The following is a 16232-nucleotide window of genomic DNA, read 5'->3' on the forward strand; positions in this document are numbered from 1 at the left end:
CCGGCCAGATTTGGCAGTGGACCGCCCTGACCGGAGCGGTCAGAGGCCCAGGATTTTGGCGGCGGCGGCGCGCATTTCTGTTTTTCGGACTTTGCCGGTGACGGTCATGGGGTATTCGTCGACGATGTGGACGTAGCGGGGGATTTTGTAGTGGGCGAGTTTTCCCGCGCAGAACTCGCGGAGTGTTTCGGGGGTTAGGGGGGTTGTGCCGGGACGCATGCGGAGCCAGGCCATGAGTTCTTCGCCGTAGTGGGCGTCGGGGACGCCGATGACCTGGGCATCCAGGACGTCGGGGTGGGTGTGGAGGAATTCCTCGATTTCGCGGGGGGAGACGTTCTCGCCGCCGCGGATGACCATGTCCTTGATGCGGCCGGTGATCTGGACGTAGCCGTCCTCGTCCATCACGGCCAGGTCGCCGGTGTGCATCCAGCGGGCGCCGTCGATGGCCTCGGCGGTCTTGTCGGGCTGGTCCCAGTAGCCGAGCATGACCGAATAGCCGCGGGTGCAGAACTCGCCGGGCTCGCCGCGCGGGACGGTGTTGCCCTCGGGGTTGACGACCTTGACTTCCAGGTGCGGGTGGACGCGGCCGACGGTGCCGACGCGGCGGTCGATCGAGTCGTCGGCGCGGGTCTGGGTGGAGACCGGGGAGGTCTCGGTCATGCCGTAGCAGATGGTCACCTCGGTCATCCCCAGCCGCTCGATCACCTGCTTCATGACCTCCGCGGGACACGGCGAGCCCGCCATGATGCCGGTGCGCAGGGACGACAGGTCCAAGCCGTCCAGCGAAGGGTCGGCGAGCATGGCGATGAACATGGTCGGGACGCCGTAGAGGGACGTGCACCTCTCCTCCGCGCACGCCGCGAGGCTGGCGGCGGGGTCGAAGGCGGGTGAGGGGATGACCACGCAGGCGCCGTGGGTGGTGGCCGCGAGGTTGCCCATGACCATGCCGAAGCAGTGATAAAACGGCACCGGGACGCAGATCCGGTCGGCCTCGGTGTAGTCGCAGAGTTCGCCGACGAAGAAACCGTTGTTGAGGATGTTGTGGTGCGACAGGGTCGCGCCCTTGGGGAACCCGGTGGTGCCGGAGGTGTACTGGATGTTGATGGGGTCGTCGGCGGACAGCTCGATCGCGTCCAGTGCCGCAGGGTCTCCGTCAGTGGGCAGTGCGTCCCACGAGTCCGTGCCGATGAGGATGACGTCGCGCAGGTCGGGGCAGTCGGGGCGGGCTTCGGTGATCATGGCGGCGTAGTCGGAGGTCCTGAAGGACTCGGCGGCGACGAGGGTGCGGATGCCCGCCTGGGCGAGGACGTGGCGCAGCTCGCTGAGGCGGTAGGCGGGGTTGATGGTGACCAGGATCGCGCCGATGCGCGCGGTGGCGTACTGCACGAGTGTCCACTCAGGACAATTAGGGGACCAGATGCCGACTCGGTCGCCTTTGGCGACGCCCAGCGCGCGCAGGCCGTGGGCGACGCGGTCGACGTCGGTGGTGAGTTCGGCGTAGGTCCACCGCCTGCCCGAGGCGCGGTCGACCAAGGCGTCGCGGTCGCCGAAGCGGGCCGCGGTGGCGGCGAGGTTCGCGCCGATGGTGTCGCCGAGCAGGGGGACGGTGGAGGTGCCGCAGGCGTAGCTGGTCATCGGGGTCTCCTGTCCGACGGGCTGGAGATCATCCTCACCCGGCGCGCCCGCACCGGCATAGGGGCTGTACGGGACAATGGGGGCATGCGCCTGCTGCTGAACGTGATCTGGCTGTTCCTGTCGGGGTTCTGGCTGGCGGTGGGCTACGTCATCGCCGGGGTGATCTGCTGCGTGCTGATCATCACCATCCCGTTCGGGTTGGCGTCGTTCCGGATCGCGAACTATGCGTTGTGGCCTTTTGGGCGGACGATCGAGACCCGGCGGGAGGCCGGGGCGGCGTCACTGGTCGGGAACGTGATCTGGATCGTCGTCGCCGGGTGGTGGCTGGCGGTCGGGCACGTCGTCACCGGGTTCCTGCTCTGCGTCACCATCATCGGCATTCCCTTGGGGATCGCGAACTTCAAGATGGTCCCGGTCTCCCTCGTCCCCCTCGGCTCCCGGATCGTGGACGTCTGAGTTCCACGGCAGGCGCACGACCAGGCACGGGCCGCCGACGAACAGGCCCGCGTCGATGCCCAGCGCCTTGCCGCCCGCGTACTCGTGCGGGCCGTCGATGTCCGCGGGCAGGACGCCGAGCTGGTCGGCGATGACGCTGTGGCCGTGCACGACCCGCGCGCCGCCCAGCGCGGCCAGCAGTTCGGCGGCCGCGGCCTCGCCGTCGGGGCCGCGGAAGGCGTAGCGGGTGGTCATCCGCCGCCAGACCTCCCACCACTCGACGATGTCCGAGGAGCGCAGCACCGCCCGCACCGCGGCGTTGATCTCCTCGATGTCCGCGCCCCAGCCCAGGTACTCGCGGGTGTCGGAGTGCATCAGCAGGTGCTCGCCGACCAGCGCCAGCACCGGGCGCTCGACCAGCCAGGCGACGTGGGCCTCGGTCAGGCCCTGCTGGTCGGAGACCAGCCCGCCGTTCATCTCCCAGCTGCGGGCGAAGCTGCGCGGGCCGAAGTCCGAGGGCACCTCGGTCTCGCCGAAGCGGTGCATCCCCAGCAGCAGGATCTCGTGGTTGCCCAGCAGGGTCTCCACGCACCCGCCCGCCTCCCGCGCCTGGGCCGCCAGCTCGCGCACGAGGTCGATCACGCCGATGCCGTCGGGGCCGCGGTCGACGAAGTCGCCGAGGAACCACAGGTGCGCCGTGCCGCCCGCCCAGGCGTCGTCGGCGTCGAGCAGACCGGCGGCGCGCAGGGCCGCGGCGAGCTCGGCGCGGTGGCCGTGCACGTCGCCGACCACGTACGTCACCGGTGCGTCCACGCCGTCGACGATAGGCGAGCCGGGGCTCACCCGCGCTCGCCGAACGGGTCGTGGCTGCGGCCCACCAGGTCGGCCACCGAGTCGATGACCCGCGTCGGGCGGTACGGGTAGAGCTCGGCGGTCTCGCGGGTGGAGATGCCGGTCAGCACCAGGATCGTCTGCAGGCCCGCCTCCAGGCCGCTGCGCACGTCGGTGTCCATCCGGTCGCCGATCATCAGCGTGTTCTCCGAGTGCGCGCCGAGGGAGTTCAGGCCCGAGCGCATCATCAGCGGGTTGGGCTTGCCGACGAAGTACGGCGCGCGGCCGGTGGCCCGCTCGATCAGCGCGGCGACCGAGCCGGTGGCGGGCAGCGAGCCCTCCCGGCTGGGACCGGTGGCGTCGGGGTTGGTGGCGATGAACCGGGCGCCCTCCTCGACCAGCCGGATCGCCCGGGTGATCGCGGTGAAGCTGTAGGTGCGGGTCTCGCCGAGGACGACGTAGTCCGGGTCGCGGTCGGTGAGGACGTAGCCGATCTCGTGCAGCGCGGTGGTCAGCCCGGCCTCGCCGATGACGAACGCCGACCCGCCGGGGCGCTGGGTGTCCAGGAACCGGGCGGTGGCCAGCGCCGAGGTCCAAATGGACTTCTCCGGCACGTCGAGGCCGGTGCGCAGGAGTCTGGCCCGCAGGTCGCGCTGGGTGTAGATCGAGTTGTTGGTGAGCACCAGGAACGGCGTGCCGTTCGCGGTCAGCTCGGCGATCAGCGTGTCCGCGCCCGGGACGAGGTGCTCCTCGTGCACGAGCACGCCGTCCATGTCCATCAGGTACGCCCAGGGGCCGCTCATGTGCGCAGGCTACCCAGTGGCGGGGTGCACGGTGATTTCTGTCGCCTTCACGCTGAGGAACACCCCGCTGCCGGGCTCCAGGCGCAGGTCGGCGACGGCGGCGGGGGTGAGGTCGGCGGCCAGCGCGCCGACCCGCACGCGGATCACGTCGCCGTGCGGTTCCAGGCCCGCGACCGTGCCGGGGAAGACGTTGCGCGGGCTGCCGTGGACGCGCTCGGTGTAGACGGCGACGTCGGCGGGGCGGAAGACGGCGACGGCGGGGTCGCCGGGCGGGGCGTCGACGCGGCCCGCGATGGCGGCGCCGTCCTCGGTGCGCAGCCCGGTGGGGGTGGCGGTGCCCGTGATGAGGTTCAGACCGGCGACGCGGGCGGTGAACGCGGTGCGGGGTCGGCTGAGGACGGTGCGGGTCTCGCCCTGCTCCACGACGGCGCCCCGGTCCAGGACGATCACGCGGTCGGCGAGGGCGAGGGCGTCGAGGGGGTCGTGGGTGACCAGGACGGCGGCGCGCTCGCGCAGGACCCGGCGCAGCAGGCCGCGCAGGGCGGGGGCGGCGTCGACGTCGAGGGCGGCGAAGGGCTCGTCGAGCAGGAGCAGGTCGGGTTCGGCGGCCAGCGCCCTGGCGACGGCGACGCGCTGGGCCTGCCCGCCGGACAGGGCGCGGGGTCTGCGGTCGGCGAGGTCGGTGGCGTCCACTTCGGCCAGCCAGCGGCGGGCGGTTGCGGCCGCCTCGGCGCGGGGGCGGCCCGCGGAGCGGGGTCCGAACGCGACATTGGCCAGGGCGGTGAGGTGCGGGAACAGCAGGGATTCTTGGGCGAGCAGGCCGATCCGGCGCTGGTGCGGGGGCAGCGCCGTGACGTCGCGCCCGGCCAGGGTGATCCGCCCGCTGCTCGGCTTGAGCAGCCCGGCGAGGACGTCGAGCAGCGTCGACTTGCCCGACCCGTTGGGGCCGAGCACGGCCACCACCTCGCCGGGCGCGGCGCGGAGGGCGGCGGCGAGGCGGAACGCGCCCCGGGTGGCGACGACGTCGGCGTCCAGGGTCACGGGGTCCGCTCCATGCCCCGCGGGCGCGCCAGGGCGACGACCGCGACGGCGACGACGACCAGCAGCAGCGACACCGCGACCGCACCGTCCACATCGGTCTCGCCGAGGAGGTAGACCTGCAGGGGCAGGGTTCGGGTGACGCCTTCCAGGCTGCCCGCGAAGGTGATGGTGGCGCCGAACTCGCCGAGCGCGCGGGCGAAGCAGAGCACCAGGCCGGAGCCGAGAGCGGGCAGCACCAGGGGCACGGTGACCCGGCGGAACACCGTCCACGGCCGGGCCCCCAGGGTCGCCGCGACGACCTCGTAGCGCTGCCCGGCGGTGCGGAGCGCGCCTTCGAGACCGACCACGAGGAACGGCATGGCGACGAAGGTCTGCGCGAGGACAACGGCGGCGGTCGTGTAGGGCACGCGGACACCGAAGACCGTGTCCAGCGCCTGCCCGGCCAACCCGGTGCGGCCGAGCAGGTAGAGCAGCGCCAGGCCGCCGACGACCGGGGGCAGGACCAGCGGCAGCAACACCAGCGCCCGCACCACTCGCAGGCCGGGAACGCGGGCGCGGGCGAGGACGACGGCAAGGGGCCCGCCGAGCAGCAGGCACAAGAACGTGGACACCGCGGCCGTCCGCAGCGACAGCGACAGCGCGGCGAGCGCACTCGGACTGCTCACCTGGGCCGGGAAGTCGGCCAGATCGGTCCGCACGACCAGTCCGGCGAGCGGAAGCACCACCAGCGCGAGCCCGAACACGGCAGGCACCCACAGCAGCACGGGCAACGCCACCGCCTGCCTGCCCGCGACATCGTCGACCCGCCCGCCTCCGGCCGCCCGACGCAGGCGCCCCCGCCCGACCGTGCCGTCAGCTCGCCCACTCATGACCGCCGCGGCCTGACTCCTCGGTACCCACCAAACCGCCGAACCACCCGCCCGCAGGCTGCCGCAGCCCGCCATGCCCGACCAAACCGCTGGACCGCCTGCCCACGGACCTCCACAGCCCGACTCCCCAACCTGTCCGTGGGCTGTCGCAGCCTGAATCCTCCATGCCCCGGTGGGCCGGTAAGCCGCCTGGTCATGGGGTGCCGAAGCCTGCTCGGACCAGTTCGGCCTGGCCGGGCTCGGTGAGCACCAGGTCGATGAACTGGCGGGCCGCGGTGGGCTGGGAGGCGTCGGTCAGCAGGGCGATGGGGTATCGGTTGACGGCGCGGGTGGATTCGGGGAAGTCGACCGCGACCGCCTTCCCTGCGGCCGACGGGATGTCGGTGACGTAGACCAGGCCCGCGTCGGCCTCGTTGGCGGCGACTTTGGTGAGGACGGCCTTGACGTCTTGTTCCTCGCTGGCGGGTGAGAGGCGGACCCCGGCGGCGGACAGCACGGTGGCGGTCGCCCGCCCGCACGGCACTTGGGGGGCGCACACGACCGTGACGACGCCGTCGCGGGCCAGGTCCGCCAAGCCGGTGACGGCCGCCGGGTTGCCCGAGGGCACGGCGATGGTGAGCCGGTTGGTGGCGAAGACCCGGGCGGGCTCGGCGAGGTCGGCCTCGACCCTGGCCATGGTGGCCTCGTCGGCGGAGGCGAAGACGTCAGCCCGCGCGCCGTTGGCGATCTGCTGGGCCAGCGCGGAGGACGCCGCGAAGTTCAGCCGGAGGTCGACGTCGGGGTGGCGGGCCTCGAACACCTTCTCCATCGCGGAGAAGGTCTCGGTCAGCGACGCGGCGGCGAAGACGGTCACCACGGTCTTGCCCGGCGCGCCCGCGCACCCCGCGGCCAAGAGGGCGAGCACCAGCGCCGCGGCCTTCACCGCGACCCGGGCCGCCTTCATCAAAGCCCTCACCCGCACGCGGTCACCCCCACTCGGGGCGCCTCCGCCCTCATGGGGTCTCCACCACGACCTGGGTCGCCTTGACCAGGGCCACCGCGAGCACCCCGGGTTCCAGGCCCATCTCGACCACCGCCTCCGCGCTCATCAGCGAGACCACCCTGTGCGGGCCGCACTGCATCTCCACCTGCGCCATCACGGTGTCGGTGATCACCCGCGTGACCAGCCCGACGAACCGGTTGCGCGCCGAGCGGCCCACCGCGGTCGGGTCCGGCACCTGCGCGGCGGCGTCGCGGGCGAAGTCGGCGAGGACCGCGCCGTCGACGACCTTGCGGCCCGCGTGGTCGGTCTCGGCGGGCAGGTGGCCCGCGTCCGCCCATCGGCGCACTGTGTCGTCACTCACGCCCAGCAGGCGGGCGACCTCGGCGAACCGATATTGCGGCATGAAACCCACTCTACGTCCGCGCCTGCGGTAACAAAGCTGCATTTATCTCCTCAGATCCGGCCCAAAGCGGTTTCCACACCGGACTCGGCGGGGGGAACGCGGTCTACGCTTGATCGGGTGACCCCCGTTGACCTCGGGTTTCCCGGCGTGGCCGGGCGGAGCCCAGCCCGGCCGGACACCCCCGGGCTGGTGGACTCCTTCGGCAGGGTGGCCACCGACCTGCGGGTCTCGCTGACCGACCGGTGCAACCTGCGCTGCACCTACTGCATGCCCGCCGAGGGCCTGGACTGGCTGCCCGGCGGCGACCTGCTCACCGACGCCGAGCTCGGCAGGCTCATCCGGGTCGCCGTCGAGCTGCTGGGCGTCACCAACGTCCGGTTCACCGGCGGGGAGCCGACCCTGCGCAAGGGCATCGCCGACGTCGTCGCCGCGACCGCCGCGCTGCGCCCGCGGCCGAGGATCTCCATGACCACCAACGGGATCGGGCTGACCCGCAGGGCCGCCGCGCTGGCCGGGGCCGGCCTGGACCGGGTCAACGTCTCCCTCGACACCCTCGACCCCGCGCGGTTCACCAGCATCACCCGCCGCGACCGGCTCGCCGACGTGCTCGAGGGCATGGCCGCGGCCCGCGACGCCGGGCTGACGCCGGTGAAGGTCAACGCCGTGCTGCTGCCCGGGATCAACGACGACGAGGCCGTGCCGCTGCTGAGGTACTGCCTGGAGCACGGCTACCACCTGCGGTTCATCGAGCAGATGCCGCTGGACCCCCAGCACGGCTGGGACCGGGCGAACATGGTCACCGCCGCGGACATCCTGGACACGCTGCGCTCGGAGTTCACCCTGACCGAGAGCCCGAGCCCGCGCGGCGGCGCGCCCGCCGAGCGCTGGCAGGTCGACGGCGGCCCGGCCGAGGTGGGCGTCATCGCCTCGGTCACCCGGCCGTTCTGCGCCGACTGCGACCGCACCCGGCTCACCGCCGACGGCGCCCTGCGCTCATGCCTGTTCAGCGAGCGCGAGACCGACCTGCGCGGCCCGCTGCGCGCGGGCGCCTCCGACGACGAGCTGGCCGGGACGTGGCGGGCGGCGATGTGGGCCAAACTGGCGGGCCACCGGATCAACGACGAGGGCTTCGCCCAGCCGATCCGGCCGATGAGCGCGATCGGGGGCTGATTTTGATCACGGTGCGGGTGCGGTATTTCGCGGGTGCGCGCGCGGCCGCGGGCGTCGCGGAAGAGGACGTGGCGCTGCCACCGTCGGCGACCGTCGAGCAGGCCATCACGGCGGTGTCCGACCTCCACGGCACGGACCTGAACCGCGTGCTGGCGGCGTCGAGCTTCCTCCTCAATTCCGTCGCCGTGCGCGACAAGTCGACCCCGCTGGGTGAGGGCGATGGCCTCGATGTCCTACCACCCTTCGCGGGCGGTTAAACGCTGAATTGGCCTAACGGGCTCGGCCGACGTGACTCAGACCTCACTTAGAGTGAATTATCTCGGCCCGGACACGGCCAGATTACGGCCAGGTTCAGACGCTTGACCTGCGGATTCAGCGAAGATCGCGGCAAGCTGTCCCCCGTTACCGTGACTACGGTCACATCTACTTCCGTTTCCGTATCGGTTCCCGGTTACGTACCGTCGCCCATGGCTGGCCCCGAACCAGCCGCGCACCACCCGGGAGTCCGTAGCGCCGAGCCCCTGTCCGGCGGCCTCCCGGGAACCAACCCCGAGCGAAAGCGAACTTCCGGACAGGGTGACGAGGGACCACGACGAGCGGGCCGATCCGGCCGCGCGGAGTGGCAGCCGGGACGGCGGTCCCGGACGGGCCAGGAGTGTGGGCCCGCCCGCCAGCTCGCAGGCGCGGAAGGAGAGATGGCAATGGGTTATCGAGGCAAGCACCGCAAGTCGTCCATCGCCAAGCGCACCCTCGCTCGCGTCGTCGTGGCGGGCGTCGCGGTGGCGGGACCGGTCGCCATGGCGGCCACCCCCGCTTCCGCCGACAGCGTCAACTGGGACGCCGTCGCGCAGTGTGAGAGCGGCGGTAACTGGAGCATCAACACCGGCAACGGCTACTACGGCGGACTGCAGTTCCTCCCGAGCACCTGGCGGGCCAACGGCGGCTCAGGGATGCCGCACCAGGCATCCCGGTCAGAGCAGATCCGCGTCGCCGAGAACGTGCTGCGCAGCCAGGGCATCGGCGCGTGGCCGACCTGCGGCAAGCGCGGCGGCTCGGCCGCCCCGGCCAAGAGCTACAAGGCCACGAACACCCAGCCGACCGGCAAGAAGGCGAAGGCCACCCCCAAGGCCACCAAGAAGTACGCGCAGCAGTCGGCGCCCGCCCCTGCCCCCGTGCGGGTGACCGTGCCCGTGCTGGCCAAGAGCAACCCCAAGGGCGACTACACCGTCGTCGCGGGCGACACGCTGTCCAAGATCGCCGACACCATGAAGGTGGAGGGCGGCTGGCAGGGCCTGCACGAGAAGAACAAGAGCTACATCGGCGACCCGAACCTGATCCTGGTGGGTCAGAAGATCGCCACCAAGTAGTCACCCGGCATCAGGCAGGCCCCCGACCCCACCCGCGTTCCCCCGGCGGGTGGGGTCCGGCTTGTCCTACGGGCAGTTGACCCACTCGTCGGCGCCGTCGGTGAAGACCTGGTGCTTCCAGATGGGCAGGCGGGCCTTGACCTCGTCCACCAGGTCGGCGCACGCGGCGAAGGCCGCGCGGCGGTGGGCCGCCGAGACGGCGCAGGCCAGGGCGACGTCGCCGATCACCAGCGCGCCGACGCGGTGGGAGACGGCCAGCGCGTGCACGCCGGGGTGCCGGGCGGCGACGTCGGCGGCCACCTCGGTCATGACGTCCTTGGCCGACGGGTGGCCTTCGTAGTCCAGGTTGCGCACCCCGCGACCGTTGTCGTGGTCGCGCACGACCCCGGCGAAGGTCACCACGGCCCCGGCCGCGGCGTCCTCCACCAGCGAGGCGTGCGAGGCCACATCGATCGGGGAGTCGGCGACCTCCGCGCGCAGCACCCGCGCGCCCGACTCGGCGGCGGGCCCGTGGTCGCCGCCGCGCAGCTGGTCGACGGCGTGGTCGAGCACCGGCTCCAACACCGCCAGCCCGTCCTTCACGCCCCCGCCGGACCCCGGCAGGTTCACCACCAGCGTCCGCCCGGCCACGCCTGCCAGCCCGCGCGAGAGCACCGCGGTGGGCACGGCGGGCAGCCCAGCGGCCCGGATGGCGTCGGCCAGGCCGGGGACCTCGTAGTCCAGCACCGCGCGCGTCGCCTCCGGGGTGCGGTCGGTCGGCGTGACGCCGGTGCCGCCCGTGGTCACCACGACGTCCACCCCGGCGGCCACCGCCGCGCGCAGCGCCGCCTCGACCGGCGCGCCGTCCGGGACCACGGCCGCGTCGGGCACCGCGTACCCGCGCCCGCGCAGCCAGGCCACGATCACCGGCCCGGTCTTGTCCGCGTACACCCCCGACGCCGCCCGGTTGGACGCCGTCACCACCCGCGCCGTGCGGCTCACCGGTCCCACGTCCCGCTCTTGCCGCCGTCCTTGTGCTCGACGCGCACCGCGTCCAGCACCGCCCTCGGGTCGACGGCCTTGATCATGTCGTGCAGGGTCAGCCCGCAGACGGCGACGGCCGTCAGGGCCTCCATCTCCACGCCCGTGCGGTCGTTGGTGCGCACCTCGGCGGTGATCCGCACCTCGGTCTCCGCCAGCTCCAGCTCCACCCGCACCCCGGACAGCGCGATCGGGTGGCACAGCGGCACCAGGTCCGGCGTCCGCTTCGCCGCCATGATCCCGGCGATGCGGGCGGTGGCCACGGCGTCGCCCTTGGGCAGGCCGTCCCGGCGGAGCAGGGCGACGACCTCGGCGGTCGTGCGGACGACCCCGGTGGCCACCGCCGAGCGCGCGGTCACGGACTTGCCGGAGACGTCGACCATCCGGGCCGCGCCGGAGGCGTCGACATGACTGAGTTCTCCCACGAACCAATGCTAGTGCCGCGCCCGCGACCACTAACGAGCCACTAGTGGCCCCCGGCCGCCTTGCGGACCGCCTCGGCGACGGCGGGCGCCACGGCCGCGTCGAACACCGAGGGCACGATGAACGAGGCGTTGAGGCTCTCGCCGTCGACCACGTCGGCGATGGCGTCGGCGGCGGCCATCAGCATCGTGTCGGTGATCCCGCGGGCCTGGGCGTCCAGCAGCCCCCGGAACACCCCGGGGAAGGCCAGCACGTTGTTGATCTGGTTCGGGTAGTCCGAGCGGCCGGTGGCGACCACGGCGGCGTGCTTCTGCGCCTCCAGCGGGTCGATCTCCGGGTCCGGGTTGGCCAGGGCGAACACCACCGGGTCCTTCGCCATCGTCGCCACCTGGTCGGCGCCGAACAGGTTCGGGGCCGAGACGCCGATGAAGACGTCCGCGCCGACCAGGGCGTCGTGCAGGCGGCCGGTCATGCCCTCGCGGTTGGTGTTCGAGGCGACCCAGCACAGGTTGGCGTCGGTGTCGCCGCGCTCGCGGTGGACGATGCCGTCGACGTCGACGGCGATGATGTCGGCCGGGCTCCGGCGCAGCAGCAGGCGGATGATCGCCGAGCCCGCCGCGCCGACCCCGCACACCACGATCTTGGTGTCGGTGATGTCCTTGCCGACGCAGCGCAGCGCGTTGCGCAGGGCGGCGACGACGACGATCGCGGTGCCGTGCTGGTCGTCGTGGAAGACCGGGATGTCGAGCTTGTCGCGCAGCCTGCGCTCGATCTCGAAGCAGCGCGGCGCGGCGATGTCCTCCAGGTTGATGCCCCCGTAGACCGGGGCGATCAGCTCGACGGTCCGGATGATCTCCTCGGTGTCCTGGGTGTCCAGGCACACCGGCCAGGCGTCGACGCCCGCGAACTTCTTGAACAGCGCCGCCTTGCCCTCCATCACCGGCAGCGCCGCGGCGGGCCCGAGGTTGCCCAGGCCGAGCACCGCGGAGCCGTCGGTGACCACGGCGACGGTGTTGCGCTTGATGGTCAGCGCCCGCGCGTCGTCGGGGTTCTCGGCGATGGCCTGGCAGATGCGGGCCACCCCCGGGGTGTAGGCGCGGGAGAGGTCGTCGCGGTTGCGCAGGGCGACCTTGGCGGTGACCTCGATCTTGCCGCCGAGGTGGACCAGGAAGGTGCGGTCGGAGACCTTGCGGACATCCACCCCGGGCAGCGCGCGCAGCGCCTCGGTGATGTCGCGGGCGTGGTCGGCGGACAGGGCGTTGCAGGTGATGTCGATGACCACGCTGTCGCTGTGCGAGTCGACGACGTCGAAGGCGGTGATCACCCCGCCCGCCCGGCCGACGGCGCTGGTCAGGTCCCCGGCCACTCCGGTCGACGGCGGAGCCTCGACGCGGATCGTGATGGAGTAACCGGGACCGGGCACGGGCATGGCTGCTGGCCTTTCCGAAGTGGACGGAAATGAGGCAGCCGAGCCTAGCCCTACTTGTTGATCTTCGTCACCGGGTGGACGTACGGCACGGCCTCCAGCGGGAACGTGATGTCCCCGTACGGCGACAGGGCCCCCTGGCGGTCGGCGGTCAGCTCCGAGACCGGGTGCGCGCCGGTCTCGTCGTCAACCTTCCAGTGCGGGTCGACGCGATCGGACTTGGCAACCTTGCCCACGGCTCCTCCTCGACTGATCCGGCGAAGGTGAGGTTACCGGACGCCGTATACCGTGGTCGGGGTGTCCACGCTCACCGATTGGCTGCGCGACGCGGACGAGGCCGCGGTGGTCGCCCTGCTGGCCGCCCGGCCCGACCTCGCCACCCCGCGCCCGCCGGACACCGGCGTGCTCGCCGCCAGGGCCGCCAGCCGCGCCTCGGTGGCCCGCGCGGCGGAGAGCCTGGACACCGCCACGCTGGCCGTCCTGGACGCGCTGCTGGTGGCCGGGGCCGACAGCGCGCCGGTCCCGGTCTCCGCCGTCGACATCGGGCTGGCGAAGACCCGCGTCCGCGCCGCGGTGTCGGTCCTGCGCGAGCTGGCCCTGGCCTGGGGCGGCGACGACGCCGTCGCCCTGGTGCCCGCCGCCCGCGAGGTCGGCAACCTGCCCCCGTCGACGCCCGCGCCCGCCCCCGCCGAGGTCCCCGGCCTGCTCGCCCAGCTCGACGGCGACGAGCGGCAGGTGCTGCACGCCCTGGCCACCGGCACCGGCGTCGGCCAGACCAAGGACGCCGGGTCCACCGCCACCCTCGCGCAGTCCGTCACGCCGATCCAGCGCCTGCTCGCCCGCGGCCTGCTCGTGCGCCGCGACGCGGAGACGGTGATGCTGCCCGGCCAGGTCGCCGCCGTCCTGCGCGGCGCCCCGACCGCGCTCACCGAGCCCTCCCTGCGCACGACCCCGCACCAGCGCGCCACCGTCGACGGCACGGCCGCGGGCGAGGCGATGGAACTGGTGCGGCACCTCGAATCACTGCTGCGGCTGTGGTCGGCCGAGCCCGCCCCGGTCCGCAAGGCGGGCGGGCTGGGCGTGCGGGAGCTGCGCAGGCTGGCCAAGGCCGTCGACGTCACCGAGGCGCGGGCGAGCCTGCTGGTGGAGATCGCCGCGGGGGCCGGCCTGGTCGCCGACAGCGGCGAGACCGATCCGGAGTGGGCCCCGACCACCCTGGCCGACGCCTGGCTGGCCGCCGGACCGGCGCACCGCTGGGCCGCGCTGGCCACCGGCTGGGTCGACCTGCCCCGCCTGCCCGGTCTCGCGGGCCGCAAGGACGCCCGCGACAAGCTGCTCGCCCCGCTGTCGGAGGACCTGCGCCGCCCCACCGCGCCGCTGGAGCGCACCCGGGTGCTGCGCGCGCTGGCCGAGCTGCCCGACGGCGCGGGCGTCGTGTCCGCCGACGAGCTGGCCGCGGTGCTGGCCTGGCGGGCGCCCCGCCGCGGCGGCAGGCTGCGCGACGAGGTCGTCCGCTGGACGCTCGCCGAGGCCACCGCGCTGGGCGTGGTCGCCCTCGGCGCGCTGAGCGGCCCCGGCCGCGCGCTGCTGGACGAGGACGCCTCCGCCGCGGGCAAGCGGATGGCCGCGGCGATGCCCGAGCCGGTCGACCACGTGCTGGTGCAGGCCGACCTGACCGTCGTCGCGCCCGGCCCGCTGGAGCCGCACCTGGCGGCGCGGGTGGCCGAGGCCGCCGACCTGGAGTCCGCGGGCGGCGCCACCGTCTACCGGGTCACCGAGTCCTCGCTGCGCCGCGCCCTCGACGCCGGGCGCACCGCCGAGGACCTGCACGAGCTGTTCACCCGGCACTCCCGCACGCCGGTGCCCCAAGGGCTGACGTACCTCATCGATGACGTGGCCCGCAGGCACGGGCGCCTGCGCGGCGGCTCGGCGGCGTGCTTCCTGCGCTGCGACGACCCGGCGCTGGTGGCCGAGGTCGCCGCCAGTTCGCTCGCGGCAGGTCTGCGGCTGCGCCGGATCGCCCCGACCGTGCTGGTCAGCCCGGTGCCGCTGCTGGAGGTGCTGGAGGAACTGCGCGCCGCCGGGTTCGCCCCCGCGGCCGAGGGCGTCGACGGGCAGGTCGTGGACCTGCGTCCGCCCGGACGGCGCATCGCCGCACCCGCCCGCTCACCGCGCCGCCCGGCCGCCCCGCGCCGGGTCGACCCGGACACCCTGCGGGAACTGGTGAGCGGCATGCGGCTGGGCGACCAGGCCGCCGCCACCCGCCACGGCCGCACCGTCACCCCGGGCGCGGGCCTCGGCGGCAACTCCGCGGAAACGGTGGCGGTGCTGAGCGCGGCCCTGCGCGAGCGGCGACGGGTCGTGGTCTCGCTCGTGGACGGCAACGGGGTGGCGAGCAGGCACGTGATCACGCCCGTGCGGGTGGGCGCGGGCGTGGTGGAGGGAACCGCGGGCGAGCAGACCCACCGGCTGCCGCTGCACCGCATCGCGGGCGTCGCGCTCGTGGAGGACTGAACCACGCCCCTGGCGGAGGCCACCGCTGCCGATGGCCTCCCGCGGCTCACACCGCGCGCGACATCCGCTGCTGCATGGCGTGCTCCACCAAGGTGATCAGGACTTCCTTGGTCGACTCGCGGTCCCGCGCGTCGGTGGTCACGATCGGCACGCCGACGTCGATGGTCAGGGCTTCCCGCACGTCGTCGATCCGGTGGTGCAGCACGCGGTCGAAGCAGTTCAGGGCGATGATGTACGGCAGCCCGCGGTCCTCGAAGAAGTCGATCGAGGCGAAGGCGTCCGCCAGGCGGCGGGTGTCGACCAGCACGACCGCGCCGATCGCGCCGCGCACCAGGTCGTCCCACATGAACCAGAAGCGGTGCTGGCCCGGGGTGCCGAACAGGTAGAGGATCAGGTCCGAGTCCAGGGACACGCGGCCGAAGTCCATGGCCACGGTCGTGGTGACCTTGTTCGGGGTCGACGACAGGTCGTCGACGTCCACGCTGGCCTCGGTCATGACGGCCTCGGTGGTCAGCGGGACGATCTCGGAGACCGAGCCGACCAGTGTCGTCTTCCCGACGCGGAACCCGCCTGCTACCACGATCTTGGCCGAGGTGGTGGGCTGCGGCGTCGCGCCGCGCGCGCTGAGGGGACTAGAGCCTGCGGAGCCCACTGAGCACCCTTTCCATGAATTCGATCGAAGGCCGGTCACCAACGACCATGCCGCTCTGGTGGATGGAGACCAGACCCAGGCCCGCCATGTCGCCGATGAGCACCTTGGCCACCCCCAGCGGCAGGCGCAGGTGGGCGGCGACCTCGGCGACCGAGCGGGTGTCCAGGCACAGGCCGCAGATCGTCCGGTGCTCCGCGCGCACCGTCGGGTCGGGGAACTTGCCCCGGTCGCTGGTCGAGACCAGCGCCTCGATGGCGAGGTCGTAGTCCGAGCGCGTGCGGCCACCGGTCTTGGTGTACGGGCGGACCAGCGAGCCGGTCTCGTGCGGGGCGGGCTCGACCGGGTCGGGGACGGGGTCGGGCTCGCTGACGGCGGGGATCTCCTTGGAGTCCCAGTCCGACTGCGCCGGGATGCCCGAGTCGCCGTACAGCGTGGCGCCCGGTCCGCCGAACAGACGCGCCTGGAAGCCGTTGATGTCGAACCTGTTCGGCGGCTCGCCGTGCTCGGGCAAGTCCTCCCAACCCCGCTCCGACATGTCCGTCTGCCTCCGCTCGACGTCGTCGTCCATGCCGCGGAAGGCGCTGTTGGAGTCGAACAGGTCCCGATAGGGATAGTCCTCCTCAGCTCGCCTGCCAGTGGCTCTGCGGCCGGTGCTCATCGC

17 protein-coding genes and 2 pseudogenes are annotated in these 16232 nt (G+C 73.1%); 5 read left to right on the forward strand and 14 right to left on the reverse strand.

Going from position 1 to position 16232, the window contains the following annotated elements; all coding sequences use genetic code 11:
* Positions 1-39: 39 nt before the first annotated feature.
* Entirely contained in the window at positions 40-1635 is a 1596-nt protein-coding gene (locus tag ACTG9Q_RS10595; RefSeq protein ID WP_455572495.1) for an AMP-binding protein, read from the reverse strand.
* A gap of 84 nt (positions 1636-1719) precedes the next feature.
* Here ACTG9Q_RS10595 and ACTG9Q_RS10600 point away from each other — a divergent pair, with 84 nt between their 5' ends.
* On the forward strand, positions 1720-2091 hold the full coding sequence (locus ACTG9Q_RS10600) for a YccF domain-containing protein (RefSeq protein ID WP_455572496.1): 372 nt from the start codon (positions 1720-1722) through the stop codon (positions 2089-2091).
* On the opposite strand, the pseudogene ACTG9Q_RS10605 reads toward ACTG9Q_RS10600, so the two are convergent.
* The 7 genes and pseudogenes from ACTG9Q_RS10605 to ACTG9Q_RS10635 form a co-directional block, all read right to left on the reverse strand.
* A pseudogene (locus ACTG9Q_RS10605) lies at positions 2086-2883 on the reverse strand (metallophosphoesterase); the annotation flags it as partial. The gene ACTG9Q_RS10600 and the pseudogene ACTG9Q_RS10605 overlap by 6 nt on opposite strands.
* 26 nt (positions 2884-2909) lie before the next feature.
* Positions 2910-3704 (reverse strand): HAD-IIA family hydrolase, encoded by a 795-nt coding sequence (locus ACTG9Q_RS10610; protein WP_455572497.1) that lies wholly within the window; start codon positions 3702-3704, stop codon positions 2910-2912.
* A gap of 9 nt (positions 3705-3713) precedes the next feature.
* Positions 3714-4154: a TOBE domain-containing protein gene (locus ACTG9Q_RS10615; protein WP_455572728.1), complete on the reverse strand. Its 441-nt coding sequence runs from the start codon at positions 4152-4154 to the stop codon at positions 3714-3716.
* A gap of 129 nt (positions 4155-4283) precedes the next feature.
* Positions 4284-4676, reverse strand: a pseudogene (locus tag ACTG9Q_RS10620) (ATP-binding cassette domain-containing protein); the annotation flags it as partial.
* A gap of 65 nt (positions 4677-4741) precedes the next feature.
* The gene (locus ACTG9Q_RS10625) at positions 4742-5515 is read right to left on the reverse strand and encodes an ABC transporter permease (protein ID WP_455572729.1); all 774 of its coding nucleotides are present in this window, start codon (positions 5513-5515) and stop codon (positions 4742-4744) included.
* Between the two features lie 292 nt (positions 5516-5807).
* Positions 5808-6557, reverse strand: coding sequence for a molybdate ABC transporter substrate-binding protein (modA, locus tag ACTG9Q_RS10630; protein WP_455572730.1), 750 nt, complete (start codon positions 6555-6557; stop codon positions 5808-5810).
* Between the two features lie 49 nt (positions 6558-6606).
* Positions 6607-6999 (reverse strand): TOBE domain-containing protein, encoded by a 393-nt coding sequence (locus ACTG9Q_RS10635; RefSeq protein WP_455572498.1) that lies wholly within the window; start codon positions 6997-6999, stop codon positions 6607-6609.
* 117 nt (positions 7000-7116) lie between these two features.
* Between ACTG9Q_RS10635 and moaA the strand changes: the two genes are divergently transcribed.
* The 3 genes from moaA (at position 7117) to ACTG9Q_RS10650 (ending at position 9536) form a co-directional block, all read left to right on the forward strand.
* Positions 7117-8169 (forward strand): GTP 3',8-cyclase MoaA, encoded by a 1053-nt coding sequence (gene moaA / locus ACTG9Q_RS10640; RefSeq protein ID WP_455572499.1) that lies wholly within the window; start codon positions 7117-7119, stop codon positions 8167-8169.
* Between the two features lie 5 nt (positions 8170-8174).
* Positions 8175-8426 (forward strand): MoaD/ThiS family protein, encoded by a 252-nt coding sequence (locus ACTG9Q_RS10645; RefSeq protein WP_455572731.1) that lies wholly within the window; start codon positions 8175-8177, stop codon positions 8424-8426.
* Between the two features lie 444 nt (positions 8427-8870).
* Positions 8871-9536 (forward strand): transglycosylase family protein, encoded by a 666-nt coding sequence (locus ACTG9Q_RS10650; protein ID WP_455572500.1) that lies wholly within the window; start codon positions 8871-8873, stop codon positions 9534-9536.
* 66 nt (positions 9537-9602) lie between these two features.
* Here the strand turns inward: ACTG9Q_RS10650 and ACTG9Q_RS10655 are convergent, their stop codons facing one another.
* From ACTG9Q_RS10655 to ACTG9Q_RS10670, 4 genes are read right to left on the reverse strand one after another with little or no spacing between them, the layout of a single operon-like run.
* Positions 9603-10517 (reverse strand): molybdenum cofactor biosynthesis protein MoaE, encoded by a 915-nt coding sequence (locus tag ACTG9Q_RS10655; RefSeq protein WP_455572501.1) that lies wholly within the window; start codon positions 10515-10517, stop codon positions 9603-9605.
* Positions 10514-10981 (reverse strand): cyclic pyranopterin monophosphate synthase MoaC, encoded by a 468-nt coding sequence (gene moaC / locus ACTG9Q_RS10660; protein WP_455572502.1) that lies wholly within the window; start codon positions 10979-10981, stop codon positions 10514-10516. The genes ACTG9Q_RS10655 and moaC overlap by 4 nt, the downstream gene beginning before the upstream one ends.
* A gap of 41 nt (positions 10982-11022) precedes the next feature.
* Entirely contained in the window at positions 11023-12408 is a 1386-nt protein-coding gene (locus tag ACTG9Q_RS10665) for a malic enzyme-like NAD(P)-binding protein (RefSeq protein WP_455572503.1), read from the reverse strand.
* A 50-nt stretch (positions 12409-12458) separates the two neighbouring features.
* Positions 12459-12641: a hypothetical protein gene (locus ACTG9Q_RS10670; RefSeq protein ID WP_455572504.1), complete on the reverse strand. Its 183-nt coding sequence runs from the start codon at positions 12639-12641 to the stop codon at positions 12459-12461.
* A gap of 61 nt (positions 12642-12702) precedes the next feature.
* Here ACTG9Q_RS10670 and ACTG9Q_RS10675 point away from each other — a divergent pair, with 61 nt between their 5' ends.
* Positions 12703-14919, forward strand: a complete 2217-nt coding sequence (locus ACTG9Q_RS10675) for a helicase-associated domain-containing protein (RefSeq protein ID WP_455572505.1) — start codon at positions 12703-12705, stop codon at positions 14917-14919.
* 46 nt (positions 14920-14965) lie between these two features.
* Here ACTG9Q_RS10675 and ACTG9Q_RS10680 read toward each other — a convergent pair whose 3' ends face one another.
* Together ACTG9Q_RS10680 and ACTG9Q_RS10685 are read right to left on the reverse strand one after the other, a co-directional pair.
* Positions 14966-15571, reverse strand: a complete 606-nt coding sequence (locus ACTG9Q_RS10680) for a GTP-binding protein (protein WP_455572506.1) — start codon at positions 15569-15571, stop codon at positions 14966-14968.
* Positions 15552-16229: a DUF742 domain-containing protein gene (locus tag ACTG9Q_RS10685; RefSeq protein ID WP_455572507.1), complete on the reverse strand. Its 678-nt coding sequence runs from the start codon at positions 16227-16229 to the stop codon at positions 15552-15554. Before ACTG9Q_RS10685 ends, ACTG9Q_RS10680 begins: the two co-directional genes overlap by 20 nt.
* Positions 16230-16232: the final 3 nt, after the last annotated feature.

This window comes from Actinokineospora lacus (assembly GCF_053813445.1).